The sequence below is a fragment of the Luteibacter sp. PvP120 genome (assembly GCF_054055715.1).
Window position 1 is genome coordinate 32363 of record NZ_JBSRXP010000005.1, and the last position, 18872, is coordinate 51234.

Consider the following 18872-nt stretch of genomic DNA (forward strand, 5'->3'; position numbering starts at 1 on the left):
GAGCTGGCTATGCGTAGGGTCGGCTCGACCGGCGGCACCAGTACATCGTCATCGCTGCATTGACGATGGCCAGGGACGCCGGGAGGAAAAGCCCCGCCCGTGGATGGCCTGCATGGAGGACGGCCCCGGCCGTCGCGCCGGCGATGAAGCAGGTGATGACCAGCACACTGATCTGGGCGCGTCGGACGTCAGTGGCTGCGCCGCGCAGCCACTGGCCGAGCGTGATGCCCAGGTCGGTGAACATGCCCGTCAGGTGCGACGTGCGAAGCACCGCGCCGGTGACGAACGATGTGGTGCCGTTTTGCAGGCCGATGGCCAACGCGCACAGCCATGCCGCACGCGCGGGATACACGTCGATGGACCAGGCCGCGGCGCCCAGGAGCATGGCCTCGAAGAGCAGCATGAGTGCTGCCGCGTAGCTGGCCCGCCATCGCTCCGCCCGAATACACCATGCGCTGATCGCACACCCGGCGGTGAAGAGGCCGATGACCAGGCCGGCGTGGCCCAGCAGGTTGGCGTCCGCACTGGCCATGCCCAGGGCTGCCTCGGTACTGACGCCGGTGAGGTGCGTGACGCCGCCGTGCTGGAGGGCGAGAAGCGCCGAGGCGTTGACCGCACCCGCCACGAAGGGAAGGCTGATGGCCCATAGCCAGATCCATCGGGGAAATGCGGGGATCATTTGGTGGGATGCCGTGTCTGTTGGCGCAGTGTGGGAAGGGAGTGATGCCGTGTATGCACGCGACCTGGAAACGATCTGATCGCTACAGTCCGAGAATCTCGAATGCATCGTCACGTGGGGCATAGCCGATCGCGCGTTTCGTCTTCTCGATGGAAAGACGCTTGTAACGGTTGTCGGAAACCCCGTTCACAACGGTGAAGCCCTGTAATTCCGCCTCGATGCAACGGGCAAGAAGTGCAACCACGTCTCTGTAACTGACGAACGCAGCCACGTCTCTTGCGCTATGTGTCTCACCTGCCTTGAAGTCGGCCACGTTTGCTATACGCACGGCGACCGTGGTCATTGATCCATCGTTCGAGTGCAGCGAAGCCATGGCTTCCCCAAAAGCTTTGCTCGCGCCATAAAGGTTGCCCGGTCGTGCCGGTGCATCTTCATCGATCTGGACATCCGTCGGGTAGCCCTCGATCGCTTGGGCACTGCTTGCGAAGATGAAGCGCTTGCAGCCTTGTGCCTGGGCCGCGGCCAACATGTTGTAGGTACCGACGATATTTATCGGCAGCAGCGACTCCATGAACGGTGCATCGGGGTTGGGATCGGCCGCCAGGTGGAGCACGGTATCCATGTCCTCGCAAGCCTTGAGGCACGCAGCGTAGTCGGTTACGTCGAGCACCACTTTTCCCGACGAATCAGGCAGGCTGCCTGGATTGATATCCGCGAGCCGCAGATCGAAGCGGGTGCCTTGCGACATGTAAAAAGCAGAGCCAATCCTGCCACCGGCCCCTGTGACCAATACCCGCCGCAATGCCATGGATAACTCCTGTAGTTGTCGGAGCATTTTAGCGTGCATAAGGGACGGTTTAGCTTGTCCGCTCATTGGCGGCGTTTGCTCGGACACCGTGTTCGTCGCCCCGGTTTGGCAAAGGCTGTCGGTGTGAGGCGCCCGCCTCGAAGCGAAGCTGAATGGAAGTCGACGAGGCCAAGCACAACGGTCATTTGACGAAGGGCGAGCAGAAGCGCCTCAATCAGTCGGAAATCGCGATAGCAATCACATTTACCGTCAGAAGCACTGATGCCTGCTTGAAGAAATGCATGCATGAAAAAGGCCACCGCAAGGGAGGCCTTTTCAATGAATAAATGGTGGCTCGGGACGGAATCGAACCGCCGACACGGGGATTTTCAATCCCCTGCTCTACCAACTGAGCTACCGAGCCACGAGTGCCTGCGACGATCGTCGCGGCGTGTGGAGCCGCGTATTAAATCGGGTGAGGGCCCCGGCGTCAAGCCTCTTGTTCGGGCGGCACGTAACCGGCGGGTTGGATCACGTCGCCGCCGAAGAAATACTTCTCCATCTCCCCGCTGAGGAACCCGCGTGTCTTCGGGTCCAGCGGCGACAGGCGCATCTCGTTGATCAGCATGGTCTGGTGCGACAGCCACTGAGCCCAGGCTTCCTTGGACACGCCCTCGTAGATGCGCTTGCCCAGGTCGCCGGGCCAGGGGGCGAAGTCGAGGCCTTCGGCGTCGCGGCCGAGCTTGACGCAGTGGACCATGCGGGTCATGGGGATATCTCCGGAAGATTGTCGAGCAGCGTTCGAACGGGGGCGGGCAGGCCCAGCGCGGCCAGTTCACCGGGCGAGCACCAGCGGCGGTCGTCGCGATCGGCCACGGCAGCCAGCGGGGCCGCATGGTCGAACAGGATGGGCGATACGTCCAGCCGGTAGTGGCTGAACACGTGGGTGAAGGCGGGCAGGGCGTCGGGCTGGCCCACGCGTGCCAGACGCAGCGCGGCGGCGGGCGCGGCCTCGGCGTCGGTCGCCTCGGGCAGGCTCCACAAGCCGGACCACACGCCTTGCGGGCCGCGCTTCTCCAGCAGGATGCGGCCTTGCGCATCGCGCAACAGCAGCATTGCCAGGGCGCGGGTGGGAATCTTCTTGCCGGGCTTGGCCGTCGGCAGCACAGCGGTCAGGCCGTCGCGATGGGCGACGCACGTGGCGGCGTGTGGACACAGCAGGCAGGCCGGCTTGCTGCGTATGCACAGCGTGGCGCCCAGGTCCATGATCGCCTGCGTGTAGTCGGCGGTGCGCTCGGCGGGCGTGTGCTCGTCCGCGTGCACCCAGAGGCGCTTTTCCACGGCGCTTTCGCTGGGATGCCCGGCAATGCCGTGGTATCGGGTGAGCACGCGCTTGACGTTGCCGTCCAGGATCGGGTGCCGCAGTCCGTAGGCCTGCGCCAGGATCGCACCCGCTGTCGAGCGGCCGATGCCGGGCAGGGCTATCAGTGCGTCGAGGTCGCGGGGCAGTTCGCCGCCGTGCCGCTCCACGCATAACTGCGCGGCACGATGCAGGAAGCGCGCGCGACGGTAGTAGCCCAGGCCGGACCACAGCGCGAGCACGGTGTCTTCGTCGGCGGCAGCCAGCGAGGCGAGGGTAGGCAGGCGCTGCACGAAGCGCTGGAAGTAACCGATCACGGTAACCACCTGCGTCTGCTGCAGCATGATCTCCGATAGCCACACGCGGTAGGCGTCGCGCGGGTGCTGCCAGGGCAGGTCTTTGCGGCCGTGATGGTCGTACCAGCGCAGCAGCTCGCGGGCGAAGGGGTTCATCGCGCGGAGCCTGTCTTCGCTGCGGTGGCGGTGCGCGCGGACGCAGGTGTCGGCGCCGTGGCGGTCCCGGCGGGCGCCGATGTCGATGCCGATGCCGATGCCGATGCCGATGCCGATGCCGGGGGAGCCGAGGCGTCGTCCGCCGTGGCACGAATGCGCAAGCCCTTCACGTGCACCGAGCCCGCATCCACCGCTTGCGCGTCCACCGTGCCCAGCAGGGGCGGCAGCGTCGGCGTGCCGCCGGCGTTGATGCCAGCCCACCATTGGGCCAGGGTCAGCGGCGGCACGCGCACATCGACATGCTCGGTGGGGCTGTCGACCTTCAGCGCCACGGAGAGCGGGTCCTGCTGGTTTGCCGGCGTCATGCCCAGCACGATGTCCAGCGGCGGTGCATCGTGCCGTGTCGCGCGGCCGGCGAGCGACGCGCCGACGTCGGCGCCGCCGCGCCACGTGGCGGAGCCCTGCAAGGAAGCGGCGAAACGATCGTCGCTGGACAGGTCCAGCTGCAACTCGCCCAAGGTAAGCACGCCCTGGGCCAGGAGCGGTCGCGTACTCAGTGTCATCGCATAGTGCTGGTCGTCGATCAGGGCGGACAGCGTGAGATCGAACGCGCGGCCGTTGGCGAGGCGCCCCGCGTCGATGTCCACATCGGACATCAGCAGGCGATTGCCACGGGTCAGCGTGCCGCGCGAAATACTGAATCCTGCGTCGATGCCCGGCAGGAAGGCACCGGACGTCGAGGGCTGCGGCGGCAGTGTGTCGAGGTAGGCGGACACGGCATCCATGTCGATGCGCGCGCCTTCCAGCTCCAGCCGCGACACCGTGGTTTCGCCGCCTAGCAGCGTGCGCCAGGGCAGCACCAGCTTGCCGCGCGATGCCACGATCAATGGCGTGCCGGAGCCGCGTGCGCGCAGGGTAAGGCCTTCCAGTTCCAGAGCGGGTTTCGGCCACAGCGTGGGGCTGGCCGGATTGGCCAGCCCGAGGTCGAGCCCGGCGGCCTCCGCGCGCGACTGCAGCATGGCGGTGAACCGTTCGGGCTGCAGCACCACGTACATGGCGATCAGCGCGGCAAGCAGGAAAACGACAAGCAGGCCGGCAACGGCGAGCAGGCCGATCCGCAGTCGACGGGTCACGAAGTCGACCTTTGCGCCATGCCTGTCATCAGCCGCCGAGGTTGGCCGGGAGCAACCCGTCGACGAAGGCGGCCGCATCGAACACGCGCAGGTCGGTGGCGGTTTCGCCGAGGCCGACGTAGCGGATCGGCAGGCCGAACTCGCGGGCCAGCGCGAACATGACGCCGCCCTTGGCGGTGCCGTCCAGCTTGGTCACCACCAGGCCGGTGACGCCCGCCGTGTCGCGGAACTGGCGCAGCTGGCTGATCGCGTTCTGGCCGGTGGTGCCGTCGATCACCATCAGCACCTCGTGCGGCGCGCCACCATCCAGCTTCTTCATCACGCGGACGATCTTGCCCAGCTCGTCCATCAGGCCGCCCTGCGTATGCAGGCGCCCGGCGGTGTCGGCGATCAGCACCTGCGTGCCACGCGAGCGCGCCGCCTGCAGGGCATCAAAGATGACGCTGGCGGAGTCAGCATCCTGGCCCTGCGAAACCACGGGCACCTTGTTGCGGTCGCCCCATGTTTTCAGCTGCTCGACGGCGGCGGCGCGGAAGGTGTCGCCGGCAGCCAGCATCACGCCGCGGCCCTCGTCCACGTAGCGACGCGCCAGCTTGCCGATGGTGGTGGTCTTGCCCACGCCGTTGATGCCGACGGTGAGGATCACGAAAGGCGTGTGGGTGGAGACGTCCAGCGGGCGCTCCACCGGCTTGAGCAGGGCGACCAGCTCGTCGCGCAGGGCCTTGAGCATGACGCCCGCGTCGGCGAACTCGCGCTTGTGCATGCGCTTGCGCAGGCCTTCGACGAGCTGGGTGCTGGCGTCGACGCCCACGTCGGCGGTGATCAGGGCGGTTTCCAGCTCGTCGAGCAGGTCGTCGTCGAGCTTGGGGTGGCGCACGAACAGCGAGCCCAGGCTCTTGGCGAAGCCGCTGCCGGAGAGGCGATCGCGCCAGCTACGCCTGGCGGCGGTTTCCGGTACGGGATCGGCCTCGCGTGCGGCCTCGACCACTACGGCCGGCTCGGCCGCAGGTTCTACCTCGGGGGCTTCCGGCTCGGGCGCGACCGTCTCGGCCAGCGCCTCGGCGACCAGGGTGCCCAGGTCGGTAGCGGCCGGATCGGCGGTGCGATCGACTCGGTCGTCCGTGGCCGGGGCGTCCGTCGGGGCGGGGTCGGCGGGCTTCTTTTTCCAGAACTTGAGCATTGCGCGAGGGATTCAAAGACAATGGGCGAATGCTAGCACTCCCGCCCACACTGGCCGCTGAGCGATGACCGCCACCGGCCGCATCCGCATCATCGGCGGAACCCTGCGCAACTCCCGCCTGGCCGTCCCCGAACTGCCCGGGCTGCGGCCTACCGCCGAGCGTGTGCGCGAAACCCTGTTCAACTGGCTGCAGCCTGTGCTTGCCGGGTCGCGCTGCCTGGATGCCTTCGCCGGTACGGGCGCGCTGGGCATCGAGGCCCTGTCGCGCGGCGCGGCGGCGGTGACCTTCGTCGAGCGCGACACGCGTCTGGCCGCGGCGCTGCGGGACAACCTGTCGCGCCTGAAGACAGCGGGGGAGGTGATCGGCGACGACGTGGCTCGCCGGCTGAAGGGCCCGGCCACCCCGTTCGACGTGGTGTTCCTGGACCCCCCGTTCGCGCTGGCCGCCTGGGCGGATACGGCGGCCCTGCTGGAGGCCGGCGGCTGGCTGACCCCCACGGCATGGATTTATGTCGAGGCCCCGCGCGAGGCCTCCTTCACGTTGCCCGACACATGGCGTCCGCACCGCCAGGGCCATGCCGGTGAAGTCGCCTACGCCCTCTATCGCCGCGCCCCGGCCGATCCGTTAAGCTAGCCCGCGATTTCCCTGACCTTAGTGTCCATGACTCCTGCGCCGGCCAATCCGCGACTTGCCGTCTATCCCGGCACGTTCGACCCCATCACGAACGGTCACGCCGACCTGGTGTCGCGTGCTGCCCCGCTGTTCGACCGCATCGTGGTCGCGGTGGCGGAAAGCCGCAACAAGGGCCCGGGCTTCAGCCTGGGCGAGCGTATCGCCCTGGCGCGGCTGGCCCTGGCCGACCTGCCGAACGTGGAGGTGCGCGGTTTCGACTGCCTGCTGGCCCACTTCGTCACGGAAATCGGTGCCGGCGTGATCCTGCGCGGGCTGCGTGCCGTGTCCGACTTCGAATACGAATTCCAGCTGGCCAGCATGAACCGTCACCTGATTCCCCAGGCCGAGACGCTGTTCCTGACCCCGGCTGAGCAGTACAGCTTCATTTCCTCCTCGCTCGTGCGTGAAATCGGTCGCCTGGGTGGCGATATTTCCGGCTTCGTGCATCCGGCGGTGCAGCAGGCCATGCGCCAGCGCTGGCGCAACTCTTGAAACCAAAGGTGATCATCATGCGTAAGTTCGTCCTCGCCGCGTCCGTGGCCCTGACCGCCGCCCTGGCCCTTTCCGCCTGCAACAAGTCGGAAGACGCCGACCAGGCAGCCACGCAGCAGGAAGCCGCCGTCGCCAAGCCTTCCAACCCGACCGATACCAAGGCCTGGAGCCAGTACTTCGGCCAGATCGTGCGCAAGAACATGGAAGGCATGACGGCCGACCGTCCGTTCCCGTACTTCGTGCCGGCCGGTGACGACCAGAACGGCCAGGACGGCCGCGCCCGCCAGCTCGAGAACGTACAGGGCACCGTGGCCCGCGGCGTAACGCCGGGCAACATGCTGGTGTTCGGCGGCCCGGAGTCGACCAAGACCGCCGACCTGATCGTCGAAGCGTTCAAGGGTGCCAATGCGGGCTCGTTCAAGAACGTCATCGTGCTGTTCATCGGCGACCAGGCCGACCAGCAGCGTGTCACCGACGCCCTGAACCCGACCGGTGCCACCGTCCGCTTCGTGCAGATGTAAAACGGCCCGCCTACCGGTCCGTGATGAAGAAGGCGCCGCACCCGCGGCGCCTTCTTCCGTTATGGGGGTAAAATGCCACCATGTCCCTGATCATCCTCGACACCTGCGTCAACTGCGACGTCTGCGAGCCCGTGTGCCCCAACAAGGCCATCTCCTTGGGCGAGCAGTACTACGTGATCGACCCGGACCTCTGCACCGAATGCGTCGGCCACTTCGATAACCCGCAGTGCGTGGAAGTGTGCCCGGTGGAGTGCATTCCCCACGACCCGGATCGCGTGGAAACCGAGGACCAGCTGCGGCTTAAGTACGAACACCTGATGGCCAGGGCCGCTTCCTGAGACCCGCCAGGGCGCCATGCGGTACCCTCGTGGGCAGAGAATTTTCCTGTCCGGAGACAACATCCATGGTCCATGCTCCGTCATGGCGCGTGCTCGTCGCGAGCCTCGTCCTTGTCCTCGGTGCCGGTACGTCCGCCGCCAGGGACACCGCCACGGCCTCGCGCGGCCCCGGTCACGCGGCTATCGCCAGCGCCAATTTCCTCGCCACCAACGCCGGCTTCGAAGTGCTGGGCAAGGGTGGCAACGCCTTCGACGCTGCCGTGGCGGTCTCGGCTACGCTGGCCGTGGTGGAGCAGCAGAGCTCCGGCATCGGCGGCGGCTTCATGGCGCTGCTGCATCGCGCGTCGGACAACCGCGACGTGTTCATCGATGCGCGCGAGGCCGCGCCCAAGGCCGTGGACATGAAGGCCTACGTCGGTACCGACGGCAAGCCCAACCGCGACACTTCGACCAACGGCCCGCTGTCGTCAGGCATTCCCGGTGAGCCGGCCGGCCTGGTGTGGATGGCCGAACACTACGGCAAGCTGCCGTTGTCCACGTCGCTGGCGCCGGCCATCCGCATCGCGCGGGAAGGCTTCCAGCCGGATGCGCGCTTCCTCGGTGCCATCGAGGATCGCCAGGCGGTGCTGTCGCGTTACCCGTCTTCCGCGGCGATCTACCTGCCAGGCGGGTCGGTGCCGTCGCCGGGTTGGACATTGCGCCAGCCCGACCTCGCCAACACGCTCGAGCGCCTTGCCACCAAGGGCCACGACGGCTTCTACAAGGGCGAGACCGCGAAGCTGCTGGTGTCGTCGTCGCGTGCGGCGGGTGGCAACTGGACAGCGGCCGACCTGGACGCCTACAAGGTCAAGGAGCGCCAGCCCCTCACGGTGAACTACAAGGGGTTCCGTATCGTCACGGCGCCGCCGCCGTCCTCCGGCGGCGTGGCCATCGCCGAGGTGCTGAACATCCTTTCCGGCTTCGACCTGACCAAGCTCGACATGGCGCACGCCACGCACCTCACCATCGAGGCCATGCGCCGGGCGTTCCGTGACCACAACGAGTACCTGGGCGATCCGGACTTCGTGAAGATGCCGCTCGACATGCTGCTGTCGCCGTATTACGCCGACGGCCTGCGCGCGACGATCTCCCCGGACAAGGCCACCCCCTCCGACCTGCTGCCCACCTCCATGGCGCCGGAGCCGGGCATGCACACCACGCATTTCTCGGTGATCGATGCCGACGGCAACATGGTGGCCTCCACGCTCACCGTCAATCTCGAGTTCGGCTCGGCCTTCGTCGCAGGCGGCACCGGTGTGGTGCTCAACGACGAGATGGACGATTTCGCGCTGGTGCCAGGACAGCCGAACGCATTCGGCCTGCGCGGCGCACTGGCCAATGCACCGGCCCCCGGCAAGCGCATGCTCTCGTCGATGTCGCCCAGCTTCGTGTTCGGCACGGACCGCACGGCGGTCATCGGCTCGCCCGGCGGCTCCACCATCATCACCCAGGTGCTGGAAGGCATCCTCGCTTTCGTCGACGGCAAGAGCGCGTCCGAGATTGCCGCGCAAAAGCGCTATCACCACCAGTACCTGCCCGATCGCGTGGACGTGGAAGCCGGTGTGTTCGACGATGCCACCACGAACACACTGACCGACATGGGCCATGTGCTGAAGAACCGCTCGCCGTGGGGGTTCATGAACGTGGTGACCTGGGACCACCGCACCGGCAAGCTCGATGCCGCCAGCGATCCGCGGCGTCCGTCCGGCCTGGGCAAGGTGCAATAGGAGCACGCATGAAGCTGTGGTCGCTGATGGGCAATTCGCAGAAGCTGGACGGCGGCGCCATGTTCGGCAACGCCCCTCGCGCGCTGTGGTCGCGCTGGGCCGAGCCCGACGAGCACAACCGCATCCGCCTCGCTTGCCGCTGCCTGCTCGCGGCTGGGCTGGATGGCCGCAACGTGTTGTTCGAGACGGGCATCGGTGCGTTCTTCGAGCCCGCCATGCGCGAGCGTTATGGCGTGATGGAAGACCGGCACGTGTTGCTGGAATCGCTGGCGGAGGCAGGCTTTCGCCACGAGGACATCGACGTGGTGGTGCTGTCGCACCTCCATTTCGATCATGCCGGCGGGCTGCTGGCGCCCTGGGCGGATGGTGAGCCGGCACGGCTGCTGTTTCCCAACGCGCGCTTCCTCGTCGGTGCCGCGCACTGGGCCCGTGCGATCGATCCGCATCCGCGCGATCGTGCCTCGTTCATTCCGGACATCGTGCGGTTGCTCGACGAGAGCGGCCGGCTCGAGCTGGTGGAACCGGGCGCTACGACCTCGCTGGGCGAGGCCGTGCGCTTCGAGTTTTCCGAAGGACACACGCCGGGACTGATGCTGGCCGAAGTGGGCGGCCTGGCCTTCTGCGCCGACCTGATCCCGGGTACGGCGTGGGTGCACGTGCCGGTGACGATGGGCTACGACCGCTGGCCCGAGAAACTGATCGACGAGAAGAAGGCCTTCCTCGACGACAAGATCGCGCGCGGGGTGAAGCTGTTTTTCACTCACGACGAACACTGCGCCGCAGCCACGCCTGTAAAAGACGATAAAGGCCGCTACCTCGCGGCCGATATGCTGGAGAGACTTGCCGGCGTCGATAGCCAGGCGGGTGCGATACGGGAATCGGGATGCGGTCCAGACACACGATGAAACACACCGGCTTGGCCTGGGCGTCGCGGCTGGCCGGTGCGGCGTTGCTCCTGGTCGGGCTGGGTCTGATCGCCTGGAACGAACGGCGTGTCATGGATTACGGCACCGCCGTCGCCCGCCATGGTGGCCCGGCGGTGCTCGACCTGGGCGCGAACGGGCGACCCTCCGCAGGGCAATACGGCGCGCTGAGCCGCGTGACCGGCGTCCCGAAGATCATCGATGCACCGCGCGACCCTGACTTCAACGTGCGCGTCGAGTCCACTGTGCTGGTGCGCCATGTGGAGATGTACCAGTGGCGCGAGATCACCGTCGGTGGCGTCACGCACTACGAGGTGGATTGGGTCGATCGCCCGATCGACGCCTCGGCGTTCGCCAAGCCCGCGGGGCACGTCAACCCGGGCGCCTTCCCGATCCAGGGGCGCCAGTTCGAGGCGGGCGAGGTCAGGCTCGGTCATTTCCGGCTGTCCACGCCCATCCTTCGGGCGTTCCCCGGTCGCGTGGATGTCACGCCGGACGAGAAGAAGCTGCCGGCCAACTTCGCTGCCACCTTCCAGCGTGCCGGCCATGCGCTGGTGACCAGCGCCAGGCCCGATAACCCACGCCTGGGCGACCTGCGCATCACCTGGGAAGCCGTGCCCGTGCAATCGATGACCGTGCTGGCCCGCATCGATGGCGACACCCTGGTCCCCGGCACGCCGGTACGGGAGGGAGACGCCGGGTTCGACGTGCAGGTAGGCGTTCGCAGCCTGCTCGATGTCATGCCCGTGCTGCCGCAGGCGCCCGGTGGCGTGACCTGGGTGCGCCTGGCCGCCTTCCTTGCCGCCTCGCTGGGTGCGCTGCTGCTCGCCTGCACCAGCCGCCTGCGCCGTGACGTGCTGTTCGCCGTCGGTATCGGGGCCGTCATCGTCGCGTCCGTGGCCGGTGTGATGTGGATGGCTGGCGACGCGATGGCTGCCAGCGTATGGTTGCTCGTCGCCGTGCTGGGGGCGGGGCTGGCCATCTGGCGCGTGCAGCAACGAACCTCACCGGTACCGAACTGACCTAGGAAGACACGGCATGCGTATCACGGGACTGTATGCGGCGCTGATTGCGCTGCTGATGATGGGACTCGCCATTCGGGTGATAGGGCTGCGCCGACGCACCAGCATCGGCCTGGGCGACGGTGGCAACCGCGCGGTGGCGTGTGCGGCGCGCGCCCATGGCAACGCCGCCGAGTACGTGCCGCTGGCCTTGATCCTGCTGCTGGTGCTGGAGCTCAACCAGACCCTGCCGATGCTGTTGCACGTGTTCGGCATCGTGCTGGTGATCGCCCGCGTACTGCATGCGATCGGGCTCTCGCAGACCCCGGGCGTCTCGGCGGGGCGTGCCATCGGTGCGGGGCTGACCCTGCTGGTGATTATCGCCATGGCGGCGATGCTGATCTGGCAGTACGTCGTCATCCACGTGATCGCGCCGGCGACGCTCTGAGCCGGCGATCAGGCCTCGGCGGTGGCCGAGCCGTCCGCGAACGCGTAGACGTGATCCGCCCAGCTGGTCGCCTCGACATACATGGTGGCCATGGCGGTCACATGCTGCTCGCGTAGCGCGTCTTCGCTTTCCACCTCGCCCTGTTCCCAGTGGCGCACCTGGTCGAGGATGGTGGCAAAGGGCCCGGTACCGTCCAGCAGCGCCTCGCGAATCTCGATGGCCAGGGGCAGGTGCTCCAGTACATAGGCCATCGACGCGTTCATCAAGGTATCCAGCAGCGAGAACAGGCCGGCGGTAAAGGCCATCTCCTGCAATTCGGGCTTGATGCTTCGGGCCAGTTTTTCGCACATGTGCGCGCGCACCAGGGCCAGTCGCAGCAGCTCGGGCGGACGCTCGTCCATGCCCGAAACGGCCATGGTGAAGATCCAGTTGCGCATGCGGTTGACGCCGAAGAACACGGCGGCCTGTTCCACCGATTTCAGCTGGCGGGGCAGGGCGAAGTAGGCGGAGTTGACGCAGCCCAGCAGCTTGTAGCTGAGGATGGCATCGTCGCGGACGATCTTGCCCATCTCGACGGGGCCGTTTTCCGGGTCTTGCAAGGCGCCCATCAGGCGCAGCACACCCAGCTTGCTGGGCGTCAGTCGCGGCATGTCCACCCGCTCCGGACGAAGCAGGTACTTGCCCTGGAAACCGTCGACGTCCTGTTCGGCGTAGTCGACGAAGTTCTCGTGGGTGTCGACTCCGGTGACGATGACCTTGACGCCGAACGCATGCACGTAGTCCATGTGCGCCCGCGCTGCCACCGGGTGTCGGTGGTCCACCGCGATCTTGGCGAACTGGACGATACGCAGCAGGGCATCCACGCCGGCACGGTGTTCCGGGTCGGCGGGGAGGTTGAAATCCTCGAGCATGAACAGGCAGCCGTGGCTTTTCAGCTCACGCAGCTTGGTCAGCAGGGCGTCGTCGCTGCCCACATCGGCGCCGATACTGGCACCCAGGCGCGCGTTGTGACGCAGGATGTCGGCATGCTCCAGCAGCAGCGAGCGCGACATGTGCAGGAAGGCGCGGTTGTCGCGCACCAGGCGCTTGAGGCTGCCGTCGGCGATGGCGCTGAGCGTGGCCTGCGTATGCGCGATGGCAGCCGTCTCGATGTCGGTGCCGGCAGGCCGCGGGAAGATCAGCTCGTAGGCGAACAGCGACTGCTTCTTGTCCAGAATGGGCACGCGGACGATAGGCAGGATGCCATCGTCGTTCACCGCTATCGGCTGGGGGGATGCTGCCATGACTGTCTCGTACGCCGTGTGGTGAACCCGCGGTATCGCGTGTGCCGGGGTGTCAGGCCTGGGCCAGCATCCCGGAACGGAGTCTTACTTTTGTCGCGCCGGTGGGGCCGTAGGTCGAGCCGCCGGGCGCATCGCCGGCCAGCAGGGCCAGGGCCTGGCGAACATGGGCCATGCGCTGTGCCACGATGCGGCCGTTGACGTCGTTGAGCCGACGGCACTCGAGCAGGCGCTCGATGGTCGGCGACCAGCGGGGGTCGTGCAGGCTGTCGATACCGGCGGCGTCGCTGATCTGGCGGCGCTCGACATCGAGTTTCTCGATGTGGTCCAGCAGGCGGCTCTTGGTCCGTCCGGCGACTTCCAACGCGGGCATGTTCGCCTGGTCGAGCGCCATGCGCTCATCGATCAGGCTGGCGTGCAGCGCATCGACGTCACGGGCGAGGTCGCCCATGACGGCGCCTAGCGCCACGTCGAAGTCGGAGGCGGACGTCGGGCTCATGCGCTGCCGGCGCCTCCGATCTGGCCTTCCATCGCAAGAAACTTGCTGGCGATGGCCTGGGCGTCGGGCTTGTAGCTGCCCTCGGCGAGACGCGAGCGGATCTCGTCGACGCGCTTGGCGTCGATGCCGTCGCCGCGACTGGCGGCATCCAGCGCCTTGGCCGAGTCCGTGATCCTGACGCTGTCACCGCTCGGACGAACCGGGCTGGCGTTCTGCGTCGGGGCGGCCGAACCCGTGGCGGCGTTCTGGGTGCGGAGCTGCACCGCCGGCTGCTGGTTAGGAATACCTGGCTTAATGGTGTTGGTCATGGTTTTTCCTCGGATCTGTTGTCCCTCAAGATCCTTATCGGCGGTCCGTCGGAGAACTTTAACTGGCGCGGTGTCGGAAATGTGACGCGGTCGGGCTTTTGCTCAGGGTAGCACCGCGACCAGGCCCGGGCCCCGCACCACGGCATCCAGCACCTTGCCCGACGAGGCGTTGCGCACCTTCAGCCGCGAGCCGGTGTCCCCGGCCCCCATGGCCACGCCCTCGGCACGGATGACCACGCCCTCGACGCTGGCCTCCATACTGACGGCGTCGCCGATGCGTACGGCCTGGCGGCCGGCCAGCATGCCCGGCGTCAGCACGGTGCCGGCGTTGACCGGGCGCGCCAGGGCCCGTCCACCGGCCTGCTCCAGGTCGGCGATATAGCCATAGGCCAGCGTAGCGACGTCGCGTTCTTCCGTATGGACATCGGTAGCGCCCAGCCCGTCGCCGCGTGCCAGCGGATGGCTGCTGACGAGTACCGGGGCGAAGAGCTTGACCATCACGGGCACCCTCACCGTCCAGCCACCCGGCATCGGGCAGCGCACGGTGACACTGACGCGCGCGTTCAACGGGCGATTGCCCGGCAGGGACGCATCCAGGGGTGATGGGCAGTCGGCCAGGCGCAGCCGGCTGTCCAGCGGCGCGGCCTCCAGCACCATGCGGGTGCCGGGCAGCGCGCGGTGGGTCTGCAGCCAGGTCACCGCGGCCTGGCTCACCGCGTCGATCGACTGCGCCGCCGCCGCGGCGAGCGGCCAGCCGCACAGGGTCGCCAGGGCGATCCCGCAGGGCAGGGCGCGACGGATCACGCAGCGCGCTCCGCGAGGGCAGCGGACAGGCCCTGGATCACGGTATCCAGTTCCTTGTTGAGCCCGGCAACCATGTGGCTGGCGTCGGCATGGCGACCTTCGCCCAGCGTGATGGCGAACTGCGAGGCCATCGAGGTGAAGCGCTCGCCGGCGCCGCGGATCCCATCGATCGATACATCCGGGCGGCGCACACGGAGCTGGTCGATGCAGCGCATCAGCGGCGTGGTATCCAGCCAGCGGCGATCGAGGCCGGCCGGGTCGCGCGACGCCAGTTCCACCGCATAGCGGAGGCCCTGGCAGGCTTCTCGGATCATCTGGCTGAGTCCGGCGGCGTCGAGGGCGCCATCGGTCTCGAGGCGGGCGAGGCTGAGGCGATGCGCCAGCACGGCGGCACGCGCCCCGGCATCGGCCTGGCGACGTGCCTCGTTACCGATGCGACCCAGCGACGTCTGCGACGTCTGGATGGCGGCGACGCGAGTGTTCAGTGCGCCCATGCCCTCGCGAGCGGCATCGAGGCTGCCCTGCGCACCGCGCACGGCGGCATCGACGCGCCCCAGCGAGGCCTGCATCCCGGCGATACCGGATTGGGTCTGGTCCAGCCGGCGCAGGCTGTTCTGCACGGCGTCGTCCAGCTGGCCGGAAAACTCGCCGACGGTCTGCGTAACCTGGTCGATCTCGGCGGTGGCCTGCGTGGTCTTCTCGGCCAGCTGCTTCACCTCGTCGGCCACGACGGCAAAGCCGCGGCCGGCTTCACCGGCACGCGCCGCTTCGATGGCGGCATTGAGGGCCACGAGGTTGGTCTGGTGGGCGATGTCCTGCACCGCGGCGGTCAGCTTGCGGATTGCCGTGAAGTATTCGGAGAACTGGGCGTGGTTGCGGCTCATGCCCGACAGGGCGCTACGCAGCAGGCGCAGCTGGCCGTCGAGGTCGCCTGCGGTGGCCTGGCCCTGGTTACCGGACTCGGCCATGCCCGCGACACTGCCGTGCGCGTGGTCGATCGCCGTCGAAATCCTGGCGCTGGCCTCCGTCAATCGACCGGCGGTGTCGCGTGCGCCCTCGAGGTTGCCCACCAGATCTTGCAGGCTGACGCCCAGCGCCTGCGCGTTGGTCAGCACCATGCCCTGCTGCTCGATCGCCTGGATGGTGGTGGCCGGCGGCGTTCGCGGCACCTCGGCAGGCCTGAGCAAGGCGCCGAGCGCGCTGGCGGCCGCCGGGTACTGGGCGGAGAGGGCGCTGACTCGTGCGGCGTCGCCCGTAGCGGCGGCGTTGGCGAGGAGGCGTACGTGCTGGCTCCAGAGGAGGGTCATGATTTCGCTTTCGCTTGGTCGGATGGTCGCCCCTAGTAATCGTCCAGGAGCCGTCGTTCTTGAGCCAAGCAATCCGCGTGCCACCTTTGACCCTTAGCGTCTTGGAGCAAGAGCCGGCGGGTGCCACCCTCGGGGCCACGCCTGCGGCGACCCGCTAGGGAAGGGCCGCTCCGCGGCCGTTTATTGATTGCCCTACGGGCCGGGTCGGGCTTCGAACGGGGGTTTCCGATTCGACCTCCTGTCTCAGCGGAAACGGCCGGCCGTCCTGGCCGGCCCCCTTCGGGCCTTGTCCGTTCGAACCCCTCGCCTGCGGCTACCGACCCCGAGGGTGGCACCCGCCGGCTCTTTCGACGACTGAGGTGGCGTGTGGGCGAGCACAGAGCCAGGTTTCGCTTCGTTGCTGGGAACGCTCGCCTGCCTGTTGCGCATGGCATCGGTCGCCTTAGATACGTTGAGGGTTCGCGCACGTGCGTGCGCTCCTACCCGGACGGCAGATCAGGCGTTGCATATGCCACAACCGGCACTACCCCTGGGGTAGGAGCGCACGATGTGCGCGAAAAGCCAACGAAGCGGCGACGCCACACCCTGCACGTCTGCGGTCGCTCGCGTAACAACCTGCCTCAGTCTGGGGAAGAGCCGGCGGGTAGCCCCCTCGGGGCCGGTAGCCGCAGGCGAGGGGTTCGAACGGACAAGGCCGCGTAGCGGGGCCGGCCAGGACGGCCGGCCATTTTCGCTGAGCCATGGATGGCGAATCGAAAATCCCCGTTCGGAGCCCGACCCGGCCCGTAGGGCAATCGATATACGGCCGCGGAGCGGCCCTTCCTTGACGGGTCGCCGCAGGCGTGGCCCCGAGGGGGCTACCCGCCGGCTCTTGTCCGAAGCCAGCATGCTCCTGCTCCAAGACGCCAAGGCTCTCGCTCCAAAGCCCCACACGGCTCAAGCAAACCGCCCCGCCGCCGATACGCTCCGCGACACCCCCTTTCGCAAGCCCAGGCACGACATGGCCCGCCCGCTGCTCGACACCGTCGAAACCTTTACCCGCCTGGCCGGACACAACCGCGTGGCCATGCTGCTGTTCCGCCTGGGCGACCGCCAGGCGTTCGGCATCAACGTGTTCAAGGTGCGCGAGGTACTGCGCCGCCCGCGTCTGGAGCGCATGCCCAGCATGCACGAGCTGGTTTCGGGCAGCTTCGACTACCGCGGCCAGACCATTCCGGTGGTCGACCTGGCCGCGGCCATGGGCTACCCGCCGCTGGCCGACGTCGCCAGTGCGCACCTGATCGTCACGGAGTTCAACCGTTCCGTGCAGGGCTTCCTCGTCTCCGACGTGGATCGCATCGTTCATATCGACGGCTCGAACATGGCCGCGCCGCCGCCGGCCCTGGGCTATGGGGCGCGGGTGAACGCGGTGACCCGCCTCGACGGCGACCTGCTTGCCGTGGTCGATGTAGAGCAGGTGCTGGCCAGCGTGGACCCTCGCGCCGTGGAGCTCTCGGAACGCGTCCAGCAGGCCGCCCACGTACAGCAGGTCGGCAGCCGCCGCGTGCTGGTGGTGGACGATTCCCTGGTCGCCCGCACCCAGATCGTCGACCTGTTCCGCAAGATGGACCTGGAATGCGTGGTGGCGAAGGACGGCAAGGAAGGCCTGGAGAAACTGCGCGAGCTGGCGGCCGGCCCGGCGGCCGATCGTGTCGCGCTGGTCGTGTCGGACATCGAGATGCCGCTCATGGACGGTTACGCGCTCACCCGCGCCATCCGCGAGGAGCCGGGCCTGCGCCATTACAAGGTCCTGCTGCACAGCTCGCTCAGCGGCGTATTCAACGAGGCGATGGTCGAGCGCGTGGGTGCCGACCGCTTCATCGCCAAGTTCCAGCCGGACGTGCTGGCCACGGCGGTACTGGAACTGCTCCCGGCCTGACGTTGACCTGACACGGAGGCCATCGCGCCGCGTCGGAATTCCGGCGCAGCCCTTGGTCGCTCCCCTGCATCACCCCGAAAACGGCGCTACGGCGCCGTTTTTCGTGAAGCCTGCCGCGTGGCACGCGTCTTGCTCAACCCCTCGGGCCAGGATCACCGAGGGGAAAGCCCATGATCGATTCATCCGACAAGCTGTTCGGCGTACACGCCCAGGCCCTTGGCCTGTGGCAGCGCCGTGCCGAGGTCATTTCCTCCAACCTCGCCAACGCCGATACGCCGGGCTTCCTCGCTCGCGACCTCGACTTCAAGAAGGCCATGAGCGCCGCCACGGGTGCCACCGACGGCACCACGCTGCCGATGACGGCGACCGAGTCCGGCCACATCGGCGGCAACCCCGCCGTGGCGCTGGGCGAAGCCAACAAGATGGCCTATCGCGCCGAGACGCAGCCGTCCATGGACGGCAACACCGTCGACACCCAGGTCGAGCAGGCGCAGTTCGCCGCCAACGCCATCCATTACCAGGCGTCGCTCAGCTTCATCAACGCGCAGATCCACACCATGCGCCTCGCCATCACCGGGACCGCCTCATGAGCCTGCTGAAGATCTTCGATGTGGCCGGTTCGGGCATGGCCGCCCAGTCCGCCCGGCTCAATACCACCGCCAGCAACATGGCCAACGCCGACAGCCTGTCGGGCAGCGAGGCCACCGCGTACCGCGCGAAGCAACCCACGTTTGCCGCCGTGCAGCAGCAGGTGGACGGGCAGACGGAAAACGGCGGCGTGCGCACGCTCGGCGTCACCGAAAGCCAGGCTCCCGTGCAGTCGCGCTACGAGCCGGCCAATCCGCTCGCGGACGCCAACGGCTATGTCTATTCAAGCAACGTCAACCCGGTCGACGAGCTGGTCAACATGATCTCCGCGTCGCGCTCCTACCAGAACAACGTCGAAGTCATGAACAGCGCCAAGCAGCTCATGCAGAAGACGCTGGACCTCGGCAAATAAGGC

At 67.6% G+C, this 18872-nt stretch carries 23 protein-coding genes and 1 tRNA gene; 12 read left to right on the top strand and 12 right to left on the bottom strand.

Translation table 11 applies throughout. The features are described 5' to 3' along the window. Positions 1 to 7: 7 nt before the first annotated feature. Positions 8 to 679, bottom strand: coding sequence for a YoaK family protein (locus tag ACVKN3_RS11385; RefSeq protein WP_354517294.1), 672 nt, complete (start codon positions 677 to 679; stop codon positions 8 to 10). Between the two features lie 82 nt (positions 680 to 761). Continuing rightward, a complete protein-coding gene (locus ACVKN3_RS11390) occupies positions 762 to 1487 on the bottom strand; it encodes an NAD-dependent epimerase/dehydratase family protein (RefSeq protein WP_036137089.1) in 726 nt (241 codons plus the stop codon). A gap of 152 nt (positions 1488 to 1639) precedes the next feature. Between ACVKN3_RS11390 and ACVKN3_RS11395 the strand changes: the two genes are divergently transcribed. Next, positions 1640 to 1813, top strand: a complete 174-nt coding sequence (locus tag ACVKN3_RS11395) for a hypothetical protein (RefSeq protein WP_185754184.1) — start codon at positions 1640 to 1642, stop codon at positions 1811 to 1813. 1 nt (position 1814) lies between these two features. On the opposite strand, the gene ACVKN3_RS11400 is transcribed toward ACVKN3_RS11395, so the two are convergent. The 5 genes from ACVKN3_RS11400 to ftsY all read right to left on the bottom strand — a co-directional run bounded on the left by ACVKN3_RS11400 (position 1815) and on the right by ftsY (position 5591). Continuing rightward, positions 1815 to 1890 (bottom strand) — tRNA-Phe (locus ACVKN3_RS11400). Between the two features lie 66 nt (positions 1891 to 1956). Next, positions 1957 to 2235, bottom strand: coding sequence for an oxidative damage protection protein (locus tag ACVKN3_RS11405; RefSeq protein ID WP_285406982.1), 279 nt, complete (start codon positions 2233 to 2235; stop codon positions 1957 to 1959). Continuing rightward, positions 2232 to 3278, bottom strand: a complete 1047-nt coding sequence (mutY, locus tag ACVKN3_RS11410) for an A/G-specific adenine glycosylase (protein ID WP_354517291.1) — start codon at positions 3276 to 3278, stop codon at positions 2232 to 2234. The genes ACVKN3_RS11405 and mutY overlap by 4 nt, the downstream gene beginning before the upstream one ends. Then, positions 3275 to 4411, bottom strand: a complete 1137-nt coding sequence (locus ACVKN3_RS11415; protein WP_354517289.1) for an AsmA family protein — start codon at positions 4409 to 4411, stop codon at positions 3275 to 3277. The genes mutY and ACVKN3_RS11415 overlap by 4 nt, the downstream gene beginning before the upstream one ends. Before the next feature lie 28 nt (positions 4412 to 4439). Further along, positions 4440 to 5591 carry a signal recognition particle-docking protein FtsY gene (gene ftsY, locus ACVKN3_RS11420; RefSeq protein ID WP_354517287.1) on the bottom strand — a complete coding sequence of 384 codons (1152 nt, stop codon included), beginning with the start codon at positions 5589 to 5591 and terminating at the stop codon, positions 4440 to 4442. Between the two features lie 64 nt (positions 5592 to 5655). On the opposite strand from ftsY, the gene rsmD reads away from it, so the two are divergent. From rsmD to ACVKN3_RS11460, 8 genes are all read left to right on the top strand, one after another. After that, positions 5656 to 6225, top strand: a complete 570-nt coding sequence (gene rsmD / locus ACVKN3_RS11425) for a 16S rRNA (guanine(966)-N(2))-methyltransferase RsmD (protein WP_354517285.1) — start codon at positions 5656 to 5658, stop codon at positions 6223 to 6225. A gap of 27 nt (positions 6226 to 6252) precedes the next feature. After that, the gene (coaD, locus tag ACVKN3_RS11430) at positions 6253 to 6756 is read left to right on the top strand and encodes a pantetheine-phosphate adenylyltransferase (protein WP_036137081.1); all 504 of its coding nucleotides are present in this window, start codon (positions 6253 to 6255) and stop codon (positions 6754 to 6756) included. A 17-nt stretch (positions 6757 to 6773) separates the two neighbouring features. Further along, entirely contained in the window at positions 6774 to 7277 is a 504-nt protein-coding gene (locus tag ACVKN3_RS11435; RefSeq protein WP_354517283.1) for a hypothetical protein, read from the top strand. 80 nt (positions 7278 to 7357) lie between these two features. Beyond that, the gene (locus tag ACVKN3_RS11440; RefSeq protein ID WP_036137077.1) at positions 7358 to 7615 is read left to right on the top strand and encodes a YfhL family 4Fe-4S dicluster ferredoxin; all 258 of its coding nucleotides are present in this window, start codon (positions 7358 to 7360) and stop codon (positions 7613 to 7615) included. Positions 7616 to 7680: 65 nt separating this feature from the next. Continuing rightward, entirely contained in the window at positions 7681 to 9381 is a 1701-nt protein-coding gene (gene ggt, locus ACVKN3_RS11445) for a gamma-glutamyltransferase (RefSeq protein ID WP_354517280.1), read from the top strand. Between the two features lie 8 nt (positions 9382 to 9389). Next, positions 9390 to 10286, top strand: coding sequence for an MBL fold metallo-hydrolase (locus ACVKN3_RS11450; RefSeq protein WP_354517278.1), 897 nt, complete (start codon positions 9390 to 9392; stop codon positions 10284 to 10286). Next, the gene (locus ACVKN3_RS11455; protein ID WP_354517276.1) at positions 10265 to 11326 is read left to right on the top strand and encodes a TMEM43 family protein; all 1062 of its coding nucleotides are present in this window, start codon (positions 10265 to 10267) and stop codon (positions 11324 to 11326) included. The genes ACVKN3_RS11450 and ACVKN3_RS11455 overlap by 22 nt, the downstream gene beginning before the upstream one ends. Before the next feature lie 16 nt (positions 11327 to 11342). Continuing rightward, positions 11343 to 11753, top strand: a complete 411-nt coding sequence (locus tag ACVKN3_RS11460) for an MAPEG family protein (protein ID WP_354517274.1) — start codon at positions 11343 to 11345, stop codon at positions 11751 to 11753. Positions 11754 to 11761: 8 nt separating this feature from the next. On the opposite strand, the gene ACVKN3_RS11465 is transcribed toward ACVKN3_RS11460, so the two are convergent. From ACVKN3_RS11465 to ACVKN3_RS11485, 5 genes are all read right to left on the bottom strand, one after another. After that, positions 11762 to 13036, bottom strand: coding sequence for an EAL and HDOD domain-containing protein (locus ACVKN3_RS11465; protein ID WP_285407009.1), 1275 nt, complete (start codon positions 13034 to 13036; stop codon positions 11762 to 11764). A 52-nt stretch (positions 13037 to 13088) separates the two neighbouring features. After that, complete coding sequence (locus ACVKN3_RS11470; RefSeq protein ID WP_354517271.1) at positions 13089 to 13532, bottom strand: flagella synthesis protein FlgN; 444 nt, start codon at positions 13530 to 13532, stop codon at positions 13089 to 13091. Continuing rightward, positions 13529 to 13840: a flagellar biosynthesis anti-sigma factor FlgM gene (gene flgM, locus ACVKN3_RS11475; protein ID WP_354517269.1), complete on the bottom strand. Its 312-nt coding sequence runs from the start codon at positions 13838 to 13840 to the stop codon at positions 13529 to 13531. Before flgM ends, ACVKN3_RS11470 begins: the two co-directional genes overlap by 4 nt. A gap of 102 nt (positions 13841 to 13942) precedes the next feature. After that, the gene (gene flgA, locus ACVKN3_RS11480) at positions 13943 to 14644 is read right to left on the bottom strand and encodes a flagellar basal body P-ring formation chaperone FlgA (protein ID WP_354517267.1); all 702 of its coding nucleotides are present in this window, start codon (positions 14642 to 14644) and stop codon (positions 13943 to 13945) included. Further along, positions 14641 to 15951, bottom strand: coding sequence for a methyl-accepting chemotaxis protein (locus ACVKN3_RS11485; RefSeq protein ID WP_036137050.1), 1311 nt, complete (start codon positions 15949 to 15951; stop codon positions 14641 to 14643). Before ACVKN3_RS11485 ends, flgA begins: the two co-directional genes overlap by 4 nt. 1000 nt (positions 15952 to 16951) lie before the next feature. On the opposite strand from ACVKN3_RS11485, the gene ACVKN3_RS11490 reads away from it, so the two are divergent. From ACVKN3_RS11490 to flgC, 3 genes are all read left to right on the top strand, one after another. Next, positions 16952 to 17869: a chemotaxis protein gene (locus ACVKN3_RS11490; RefSeq protein ID WP_285406208.1), complete on the top strand. Its 918-nt coding sequence runs from the start codon at positions 16952 to 16954 to the stop codon at positions 17867 to 17869. A 170-nt stretch (positions 17870 to 18039) separates the two neighbouring features. Further along, a complete protein-coding gene (gene flgB, locus ACVKN3_RS11495) occupies positions 18040 to 18459 on the top strand; it encodes a flagellar basal body rod protein FlgB (RefSeq protein ID WP_285406206.1) in 420 nt (139 codons plus the stop codon). Beyond that, positions 18456 to 18869, top strand: a complete 414-nt coding sequence (flgC, locus tag ACVKN3_RS11500; RefSeq protein WP_036137042.1) for a flagellar basal body rod protein FlgC — start codon at positions 18456 to 18458, stop codon at positions 18867 to 18869. Before flgB ends, flgC begins: the two co-directional genes overlap by 4 nt. The last annotated feature ends 3 nt before the right edge of the window (positions 18870 to 18872 follow it).

Coding starts and splice junctions, on each gene's coding strand:
- ACVKN3_RS11385 (WP_354517294.1), bottom strand. CDS start 679: ATGATCCCCGCATTTCCCCGATGGATCTGGCTATGGGCCATCAGCCTT.
- ACVKN3_RS11390 (WP_036137089.1), bottom strand. CDS start 1,487: ATGGCATTGCGGCGGGTATTGGTCACAGGGGCCGGTGGCAGGATTGGC.
- ACVKN3_RS11395 (WP_185754184.1), top strand. CDS start 1,640: ATGGAAGTCGACGAGGCCAAGCACAACGGTCATTTGACGAAGGGCGAG.
- ACVKN3_RS11405 (WP_285406982.1), bottom strand. CDS start 2,235: ATGACCCGCATGGTCCACTGCGTCAAGCTCGGCCGCGACGCCGAAGGC.
- mutY (WP_354517291.1), bottom strand. CDS start 3,278: ATGAACCCCTTCGCCCGCGAGCTGCTGCGCTGGTACGACCATCACGGC.
- ftsY (WP_354517287.1), bottom strand. CDS start 5,591: ATGCTCAAGTTCTGGAAAAAGAAGCCCGCCGACCCCGCCCCGACGGAC.
- rsmD (WP_354517285.1), top strand. CDS start 5,656: ATGACCGCCACCGGCCGCATCCGCATCATCGGCGGAACCCTGCGCAAC.
- coaD (WP_036137081.1), top strand. CDS start 6,253: ATGACTCCTGCGCCGGCCAATCCGCGACTTGCCGTCTATCCCGGCACG.
- ACVKN3_RS11435 (WP_354517283.1), top strand. CDS start 6,774: ATGCGTAAGTTCGTCCTCGCCGCGTCCGTGGCCCTGACCGCCGCCCTG.
- ACVKN3_RS11440 (WP_036137077.1), top strand. CDS start 7,358: ATGTCCCTGATCATCCTCGACACCTGCGTCAACTGCGACGTCTGCGAG.
- ggt (WP_354517280.1), top strand. CDS start 7,681: ATGGTCCATGCTCCGTCATGGCGCGTGCTCGTCGCGAGCCTCGTCCTT.
- ACVKN3_RS11450 (WP_354517278.1), top strand. CDS start 9,390: ATGAAGCTGTGGTCGCTGATGGGCAATTCGCAGAAGCTGGACGGCGGC.
- ACVKN3_RS11455 (WP_354517276.1), top strand. CDS start 10,265: ATGCGGTCCAGACACACGATGAAACACACCGGCTTGGCCTGGGCGTCG.
- ACVKN3_RS11460 (WP_354517274.1), top strand. CDS start 11,343: ATGCGTATCACGGGACTGTATGCGGCGCTGATTGCGCTGCTGATGATG.
- ACVKN3_RS11465 (WP_285407009.1), bottom strand. CDS start 13,036: ATGGCAGCATCCCCCCAGCCGATAGCGGTGAACGACGATGGCATCCTG.
- ACVKN3_RS11470 (WP_354517271.1), bottom strand. CDS start 13,532: ATGAGCCCGACGTCCGCCTCCGACTTCGACGTGGCGCTAGGCGCCGTC.
- flgM (WP_354517269.1), bottom strand. CDS start 13,840: ATGACCAACACCATTAAGCCAGGTATTCCTAACCAGCAGCCGGCGGTG.
- ACVKN3_RS11485 (WP_036137050.1), bottom strand. CDS start 15,951: ATGACCCTCCTCTGGAGCCAGCACGTACGCCTCCTCGCCAACGCCGCC.
- ACVKN3_RS11490 (WP_285406208.1), top strand. CDS start 16,952: ATGGCCCGCCCGCTGCTCGACACCGTCGAAACCTTTACCCGCCTGGCC.
- flgB (WP_285406206.1), top strand. CDS start 18,040: ATGATCGATTCATCCGACAAGCTGTTCGGCGTACACGCCCAGGCCCTT.
- flgC (WP_036137042.1), top strand. CDS start 18,456: ATGAGCCTGCTGAAGATCTTCGATGTGGCCGGTTCGGGCATGGCCGCC.